The following is a 9,602-nucleotide window of genomic DNA, read 5'->3' as shown; positions in this document are numbered from 1 at the left end:
GTCGAAGCCCACGGCACCGGCACCCGACTCGGCGACCCCATCGAAGCCCAAGCACTCCTAGCCACCTACGGACAGGACCGCAACCAACCGCTCTGGCTGGGATCGGTGAAATCCAACATCGGCCACACCCAAGCCGCCGCCGGTGCAGCGGGCATCATCAAAATGATCATGGCCATGCGCCACGAAATCTTGCCGCGCACACTGCATATCGACCAACCCACCACCGAAGTCGACTGGACCACCGACAACGTCCGAATCCTCACCACCGAGCAACCCTGGCCCGCACACGATCGGCCGCGCCGCGCCGCGGTGTCCGCGTTCGGCGTCAGCGGCACCAACGCCCACCTCATTCTCGAACAGCCACCGACCACCGAACCAGGCGCTCCGGCAGCGGATCTCATTGCGGTGCCGTGGGTGATCTCCGGGCGGGACGAGGCGGCGTTGCGTGCGCAGGCGGCACGACTGGCCGAGCACCTGACGGCGGACAGCTCGAGCACCGACATCGCCTATTCGCTCGCCACCAGCCGCGCCACGCTCGACCACCGCGCGGTCATCGTCGGCCACGACCTCGACGAACGCCGACGGGCGCTCACCGCCGTGGCCGACGGCGAGATTTCCCCCGGGGTGTTCACCGGTCGAGGCGCCGACAACGGCTTGGCGATGGTGTTCTCCGGTCAGGGCAGCCAACGCCTCGGCATGGGCCGCGAGCTCTACGACACCTACCCCGTCTATGCCGAGGCCTTCGATTCCGCGTGCGCCGCAATCGAGCTCGCCCATCCGCTGCGCGAGGTGGTCTTCGGTGCCGACGACGCGCTGCTCGACCGCACGCAGTACACCCAACCGGCCCTGTTCGCCGTGCAGGTCGCGCTCTATCGGCTGTGGGAAAGCTTGGGCGTGCGGCCCACCGTGGTAGTCGGCCACTCCATCGGCGAGATCGCCGCGGCCCACGTCGCCGGGGTATTCGACCTCGCCGATGCCGCCGCGCTGGTCACCGCCCGCGGCAGGCTCATGCAGGCACTGCCCGAGGGTGGCGCGATGGTCGCCGTCGACAGCACCGAACACGAGATCCGCCCGCACCTGGCCGGTTTCGCGGAAGTGGTCGGCATCGCCGCCGTCAACGGCCCGAATTCCGTTGTCCTGTCCGGTGATCGCGCCGCGCTCACGGCGATCGTCGAGCGGCTACCAGGGCATCGCAGCACCTGGTTGCGCGTTTCGCACGCCTTCCACTCACCGCTGATGGACCCGATCCTCGCCGAGTTCGCGAACACGGTCGCGCGGCTGACGTTCTCCGCACCGGTGCTACCGTTCGTCTCCACCGTGACCGGCGAGCCGGTCGACGCCAGCACCCTTGCCGCGCCCGGCTATTGGGTCCGGCACGCCCGGGACACCGTGCGCTTCGCCGAGGCGCTAAGGTATATCACCGCATCGGCCCATCTCGAAATCGGCCCCGGCGCAGCGCTCACGACGCATATTCCCGGCACGGCGATCCCGTCGCTGCACCCCAACCAGGCCGAACCGGAGGCGATCCGCACCGCGCTGGCCCGGCTCGTCGCCTGCGGCCTCCGCCCGGACTGGCAGCAGTTCTTCTCCGGCACCGGCGCGCGCCGGGTTCCCTTGCCCACCTATTCATTCCAGCGCACTCGCTACTGGCCCGGAACCTCGGCCCGCCGCACCCCCGATGCCGGGCATCCGCTGCTCACCTCGAACCTGGAACTGGCACAGAGCAGCGGAATACTGCTCACCGGTCGACTGTCCACGGCCACCCATCCGTGGCTGGCCGACCACGTCATCGCCGGTGCGGTCGTCTTCCCCGGCACCGCGTTCGTCGAACTCGTCCTGCACGCCGCACATCTGGTGGGGCAGCGCGGCTTCGAGGAGCTGACACTGGAGACTCCGTTGGCACTCCCCGCGGACAGCGTCGCCGAGCTCCAGGTGACGGTGGCGGAACCGGGCGCGGACGCCCGGCGCGCCGTGACCGTCCACTCCCGGTTCGACCAGGACACCACCTGGCAGTTGCACGCGGTCGGCGTCATCGGCGACGGGCCTGCCCCCGAGCCGTCGTGGTCCCTCGACGCCTGGCCACCGTCCGACGCCACCGCATTGGCCACCGCAGACGTCTACGCCGAGTTCGCCACCGCGGGACTGGATTACGGTCCGATCTTCCAGGGCTTGCGGGCAGCCTGGCGATCCGGCGAAGACATCGCGGTCGAGGTAACGCTGCCCGCGGACGACGATCAGCGCATCGGCTTCGGCCTGCATCCCGCTCTGCTGGACTCGGTACTGCACGGTGTCGGGGTCGACCGGATGTTCGGCGCGGACGGCACAGCGCGGCTGCCGTTCTCGTGGGCAGGCGTGACACTGTTCGCCACCGGGGCGACGTTCCTGCGGGCCGTGCTGTCGCCGAGCGGCGAGGACGCGATCACGCTGCGCGTCGCCGATGGCACGGGCCGTCCGATAGCCCAGGTCGAGCGCCTGACCATGCGTAAGATCGCGGGCGAGCAGCTCACCGGTCGGCAGTCGCTGTTCGAGCAGGCGTGGTTGCCACGGGAAACCCCGGATACGGCAAAGACTTTCACCGTGCTCGGCGAGGATAGGCCGCGCGACGCCACGCACGCCCTGCTGCTGGTGCGCAACGACGACAGCCTCGCCCCCGAGGACGCGATAGCGACCGCCGCTCGGGTACTGGACACGCTGCGGTCGTTCGACGACGAACGCACGCTCGTGGTCGTGACCGCCCGTGCAGTCGCGGTGGACACCGATCCCGCTCCGGCGGGCGCGACCGTGTGGGGCTTGGTGCGCACCGCACAGGCGGAGCGGCCGGGCCGGGTGGTGCTGGTGGATCTCGACGACGACGAGCGATCCTGGCAGGCCTTGCCGTACGCATTGTCTTGTGACGAGCCGCAATTCGCGTTGCGGCGCGGCGAGATCCACGTCCCCCGACTCGTTCCCGCGTCCCCCGCGTCGGCTGCCGCCCCGGATTGGAGTTCGAGCACGGTCCTGATCACCGGCGCCGCCGGTGCGCTCGGCGCGGTCGTCGCGCGCCACCTGGTTCACACGGCCGGGGTACGCGAGCTGGTGTTGCTCAGCCGCCACGGCGACGCACCGGAACCGGCCGGTGCCGAGGTCACGCAGATAGCCTGCGATCTCACCGACGCCGAGCAACTCGCCACCGCACTGGACGCAATACCCACCGACCGGCCACTCGCCATCATCCACTGCGCAGGCACCATCGACGACGCCGTCCTCACCAACCAAACACCCGAACACCTACACCACGTGTTCACACCAAAAGCCACCGCAGCCTGGCACCTACACCACCTCACCCACAACCACAACATCACCACATTCATCCTCTTCTCCTCCGCCGCAGCAACACTCGGCTCACCCGGCCAAGCCAACTACGCCGCCGCCAACGCCTACCTCGACGCCCTCGCCCACCACCGCACCACCACCGGACACCCCACCACCAGCATCGCCTGGGGACCATGGACCACCGGCATGACAGCGAAAACCGGCGAGGCGGACCTCAGCAGGCTGGCCGCAACAGGCCTCACCGCGATCGACGAGAAGACGGGACCGGCCCTGTTCGACGCGGCGATCACGGCCCGCGGGCCGATGATGGTTGCGCTGCCGTTGCACCGGGCAGCGCTTCGCCGCCGCGCCGACGACGGCCAACTGCCCGCCGTGCTAAGCGATCTGGTGCGGCGGACGGCGCGCGCGACGATTGCACCATCCGTACCCCAGCAGTCTCTGGCAGACGCCCTGCGCGATCTGTCGGCGAACGAACAGCGGGACCGGATCGCGCAGCTGGTGCGCGTCCGCACCGCCGCCGTACTCGGACACGGTGCGGCCGAGTCGATCTCGATGGACCGGCCGTTCACCGAACTCGGCTTCGACTCGGTCATGGGCGTCGAACTGCGCGGTGCGCTCGACGCGGCCACCGGCCTGCGGCTGCCCGCGACGGTGATCTTCGACCACCCGACACCCGCGGCGCTGCGGGACCAACTGCTGGCCAGGCTGGTGTCCGGCGCACCGTCGGCGCCCGAGGCGATCTTCGCCGAAATCGACCGGCTGGAGACACATCTCGCCCAAGTCGGCCAGCAGCACGCGGCACGGGTGCACCACCGGCTCCGTTCGCTGCTCAGCTTCTGGGAGAAGCCCGCGACCGGAGACAGCGCCGACGGCACCGAGCTGACGGCCGCGGATCTGGAAGACATGTTCGACATCATCGACGACGAGCTGGGCTTGCCCTGACGAGAGTGGCGTGACGTGAACGAGGACAAGACACTTCAGTACCTCAAGCGGCTCACCACCGAGCTGCGTGACACCAGGCAGCGGTTGCGCGCCGCGGAACAGAGCGAGCGCGAGCCGCTCGCCGTGGTTGGCATGGCGTGCCGGTATCCAGGCGGCGTGACGACACCGGAACAGTTGTGGCAGCTGGTCGTCGACGAACAGGACGCGATCGGGGAGTTTCCCCGGGACCGGGGATGGGACATCGACGGGCTGCGCGCCGCGCACACCGGTGCCGCGGGCAGCAGCGACACGCTGCAAGGTGGATTCCTGTACGACGCGGCCGAATTCGACGCGGCGTTCTTCGGCATCTCGCCCCGTGAGGCGCTGGCAATGGATCCGCAGCAGCGGCTGCTGCTCGAGACCACCTGGGAGGCGGTCGAGCGCGCCCGCATCGCGCCGGATGCGCTGCGGGGCAGCCGCACCGGCGTTTTCGTCGGCATCATGTACCACGACTACACCTCGCGCCTGGCCCGGATTCCGGAGGTCGTCGAGGGGTACCTCGGCACCGGCAATTCCGGCAGCATCGCCTCGGGCCGGCTCGCTTACACGCTCGGGGTGGAGGGTCCGGCGATCACCATCGACACCGCCTGTTCCTCGTCGTTGGTGGCCTTGCACCTGGCGGGTCAGGCCCTGCGGCGTTCGGAGTGTTCGCTGGCGCTGGTCGGCGGCGTGACCGTGATGGCGAGCCCGGGCCCGTTCATCGACTTCAGCAGGCAGCAGGGGCTGGCCTCGGACGGGCGGTGCAAGGCGTTCGCCGACGCCGCCGACGGCACGGGCTGGGCCGAGGGCGCGGGCATGCTGCTCGTCGAACGGCTGTCGGACGCCCAGCGCAACGGGCATCCGATCCTGGCCGTGGTGCGCGGCACCGCGGTGAACCAGGACGGCCGTTCCAACGGTCTCACCGCGCCGAACGGGCCGTCGCAGCAGCGCGTTGTCCGAGATGCCCTCATCGACGCGGGGTTACGCCCGGACCAGGTCGACGCGGTCGAAGCGCACGGGACGGGCACCCGGCTCGGTGATCCCATCGAAGCGCAGGCGCTGCTGGCCACCTACGGGCAGGACCGGGATCGGCCGCTGTGGCTCGGCTCGGTGAAATCCAATATCGGCCACACGCAGGCGGCCGCGGGTGTGGCGGGGATGATCAAGATGATCATGGCGATGCGGCACGGGGTGCTGCCCCGCACCCTGCACATCGACGCACCGAGCACCGAGGTCGACTGGGACTCGGGCGCGATCTCGCTGCTGACCGAACCGGTCGCCTGGGCCGAGCGGGAGGGGACGCGCCGCGCGGCGGTCTCGTCGTTCGGTTTCAGCGGGACGAACGCGCACGTGATCCTCGAACAGGCACCGGAATCCGAGATCGCTACGGGCCGGGGCGACGAACCCGCGATGGTGCCGTGGGTGCTGTCGGCCCGCGACGAGGTCGCGCTGCGCGCCCAGGCCGCGCGACTCGCGGACCACGTCGGAGCCGACGCCTCCCCGCTCGACATCGGCTACTCGCTGGCGACCACCCGGGCCGCGTTCGAGGCGCGTGCCGTCGTGCTGGCGGGCGACATCGATGAGCGGCGGCTGGCCTTGGCCGCGCTGGCCGGTGGATCCCCGCACCCGGCGGTCGTCACCGGTGCGGCCGCCGACGGCGGCGTTGCCATGGTGTTCGCCGGGCAGGGGACCCAGCGGCTCGGCATGGGGCGCGAGCTCTACGACACCTATCCTGTCTACGCCGAGGCGTTCGACGTCGTCTGTGCGGAGCTGGATTCTTTACTCCCCCAACCGCTTCGGGATGTGGCGTTCGGCGCCGACGCCGAACTTCTCGACCGGACCCAATTCGCTCAACCGGCGCTGTTCGCGCTGCAGGTGGCGCTTTACCGGCTCTGGGAATCCTGGGGTATCACGCCCAGCGTCGTCACCGGGCACTCCATCGGTGAGATCACCGCCGCGCATATCGCGGGAGTTCTCACCCTGCGCGATGCGGCGACCCTGATAGCTCACCGTGGCAGGCTTATGCAGTCGCTGCCCGAGGGTGGCGCGATGGTCGCCTGCAATATCACCGAAGACGAAATACGCACTCTTTTGCGGGGATACGAAGACAGGGTCGGTGTCGCCGCGATCAACGGTCCCGAAGCCGTTGTGCTGTCCGGAGACCACACCGCACTCACCGAAATCGCCGCCGGACTCGACGGACATCGGGTCACCTGGCTCAAGGTTTCCCACGCCTTTCACTCACCGCTGATGGACCCCATCCTCGATCAATTCCATCGGGTTCTCGAAGGCCTCTCGTTCGCTGCTCCGGCGATCCCGATCGTCTCCACCGTCACCGGAGAACCGGTCGACCACACCACCCTCACCGACACCGGCCACTGGATCCGCCACGCCCGCAACACCGTTCGCTTCAGCGACGCACTCACCCACATCACCGACCTGACCCAACTCGAAATCGGACCGAACGCGGCACTGACCGCCCATCTCGCCGATACGGCAATCCCCTCACTCCGCCACGACAGACCCGAAATCGACGCCATCACCACCGCCCTCGCGCGGCTAACGGTAAACGGCGTAAATCCGAACTGGCACAGCTACTTCGCTCACACTGGTGCCCGGCATACTCCGCTGCCGACCTTCCCGTTCCAGCACAAGCGCTATTGGCTCGAATCCCCCGAGCCCACCGGCGCGTCGGGCCATCCGTTCCTGGACACCGTGATCGGGCTCGCAGACGGCGACCGGATGCTCCTCACAGGCACGCTGTCCCTGGCCGCGCAGCCGTGGCTCGCCGAACACACCGTGCACGGCGAGATCCTGCTGCCCGGCACCGCATTCGTCGAACTCGCGCTGCAGGCCGCCCAGCACGCACACCATCCCGTCCTCGCCGAGCTCACCCTCGGTGCGCCGCTGGTCCTGCCCGCCGACACCGCCGTTCACCTCCAGGTCCTGGTGGGCGAGCCGGACGGCGGCGGGCGAGCCGTGACCATCTTCTCCCGCGCCGACGACGCGGCCCCCGACGAGCCGTGGACTCGGCATGCCGAAGGTCGGCTTGCCGCAACGCATTCGGGTTCCGTCGACGAAGACCTCACCGTGTGGCCGCCGGACGACGCCACACCGCTGGACACCGCGGCCCGCTACGCCGAGGAGTCCGCGCTGCGCTATGGGCCCACATTCCAAGGGCTGCAACGTGCTTGGATCCGCGACGGCGTCGTTTTCGCCGAGGTCGAACTCGATGACGCCACGCAGGCGGCCGGGCTCGCCGTGCACCCGGCGCTGCTGGATTCCGCGCTGCACCCGCTCGGGCTCGGCCCATTCCTCGGCACCGCGGACGCGTCCTCGGTGCCGTTCGCATGGAGCGGCGTTGTCGCGCACAGGGTCGGGGCCCGGCGGCTGCGGGTGCGGATCTCCCGCACAGCCGGAGACGCGGTAGCGCTGCTGATCGCCGACCCCTCGGGACGGCCCGTGCTGGAGGTCGCCCGGCTCACGCTGCGTCCGCTGCCGCACGCACCGGGATCCGGGCGGGTCGCTCGTTCGCTGTTCCGGACTTCCTGGGTGCGACTCGCGCAGCAGCGGCCGGACACGGCGCCGGATTTGGTCTTCCTGCCGCTCCGCCCATCTGCTGATGCCGAAATAGCTGCGGCACAGGCACTCTCGGCACTAAAGAGCTGGTTGTCCGACGAGCGTTCCGCGACTGCCCGGCTCGCCGTCGTCACCACGGGTTCGCGGCTGCTCGACGAAGACAGTGCGCCCGATATCGCGGTGGCGCTGGCGAACGCGGCGGTGTGGGGGCTGACGAGGTCGGCACAGTCCGAGCACCCGGACCGATTCGTGCTGGTCGACGTCGACGATCTCGACTCGTCGTGGCGCGCCGCGGCCACCGCCGCCGTGGCGGCGGACGAGACGCAGCTCGCCATCCGAGGCGGCGAGGTGCACGTCCCGCGGTTGGTCCGGGCGACACCGGACACGACCGCGGGCCCCGACTGGGCGGCGAGCACGGTGCTGATCACCGGGGCGACCGGCGCGCTCGGCGGTCTCGTCGCCCGGCACCTCGTGCACACGCACGGCGCGCGCGACCTGATGCTGACCGCGCGCCGTCCGATCCCGGCGGAACTCCTGGATGATCTGACGGATGCGGGGGCGCGGGTGACCTCGGTCGTCTGCGATCTCACCGACGCCGAGCAACTCGCCACCACACTGGACGCAATACCCACCGACCGGCCACTCGCCATCATCCACTGCGCAGGCACCATCGACGACGCCGTCCTCACCAACCAAACACCCGAACACCTACACCACGTGTTCACACCAAAAGCCACCGCAGCCTGGCACCTACACCACCTCACCCACAACCACAACATCACCACATTCATCCTCTTCTCCTCCGCCGCAGCAACACTCGGCTCACCCGGCCAAGCCAACTACGCCGCCGCCAACGCCTACCTCGACGCCCTCGCCCACCACCGCACCACCACCGGACACCCCACCACCAGCATCGCCTGGGGACCATGGACCACCGGCATGACAGCGAAAACCGGCGTGCGGCGGGGTGTGCGGCCGCTGGGTGATGAGGAGGGTGTGCGGCTGTTCGACGCCGCGGCGGGCGAGGCTCGTGTCGTCGTCGCGATGCACCTGGACGCCCACGCGGTCGCGGCCGACGCGGGGTCGGTGCCCACGCTGCTGCGCGCGCTCGTGCCGAGGCTGCCGCGCCGTACCGGGGCGCGGGGCACGGAGTCCTTGCGGGCGCGGCTGCGTCCGATGGCGGCGGCGGATCGGGACGCCGCGCTGCTCGCGCTCGTCCGCGGTGAGGTCGCGGCCGTGCTCGGGCACGCCGATCCGCAGGCCGTGGCGGCGGGGCGGGCCTTCAGCGATCTCGGTTTCGACTCGCTCACCTCGGTCGAGTTCCGCAATCGGTTGAACGCGCTGACCGAGCTGCGTCTTCCGGCGACCCTGGTCTTCGACCACCCGAACGCGGCCGCCCTGGTCGAGCACCTGCGGACCGAGCTGTTCGGCGCGGCCGAGGCCGAGGCGGCGCCGGTGGTCGGCACCGCGAGCGGTCACGATCCGATCGTCATCGTCGGCATCGGGGCCCGCTATCCCGGCGGCATCGACACGCCGGATCAGATGTGGCGGCTGCTGATCTCCGGCGAGGACGCGGTCACGGCCTTTCCCACCGACCGCGGGTGGGACGTGGCGCGGATCTACGATCCGGATGCGCCGGGTGCCTCAGCAACCCGCGAGGGCGGATTCCTCTACAACGCAGCCGAGTTCGATCCCGCACTATTCGGCATCTCACCCCGCGAAGCACTAGCAATGGACCCACAACAACGACT

The 9,602-nt window shown here is 69.8% G+C and carries 2 protein-coding genes; both read left to right on the top strand.

From position 1 onward, the window contains the following. Positions 1-4,254: type I polyketide synthase (locus ABZW16_RS41380; protein WP_354961622.1), on the top strand; the 4,254-nt coding region annotated here is incomplete at its 5' end. A gap of 15 nt (positions 4,255-4,269) precedes the next feature. Next, on the top strand, positions 4,270-9,602 hold a 5,333-nt coding region (locus ABZW16_RS41375; RefSeq protein ID WP_354961621.1), incomplete at its 3' end, for an SDR family NAD(P)-dependent oxidoreductase.

It is taken from the genome of Nocardia sp. NPDC004604 (genome assembly GCF_040609795.1).
GTDB lineage: Bacteria > Actinomycetota > Actinomycetes > Mycobacteriales > Mycobacteriaceae > Nocardia.
Note: the sequence above shows the minus strand (reverse complement) of the source record. Positions and strands in the feature narration are given on the sequence as shown.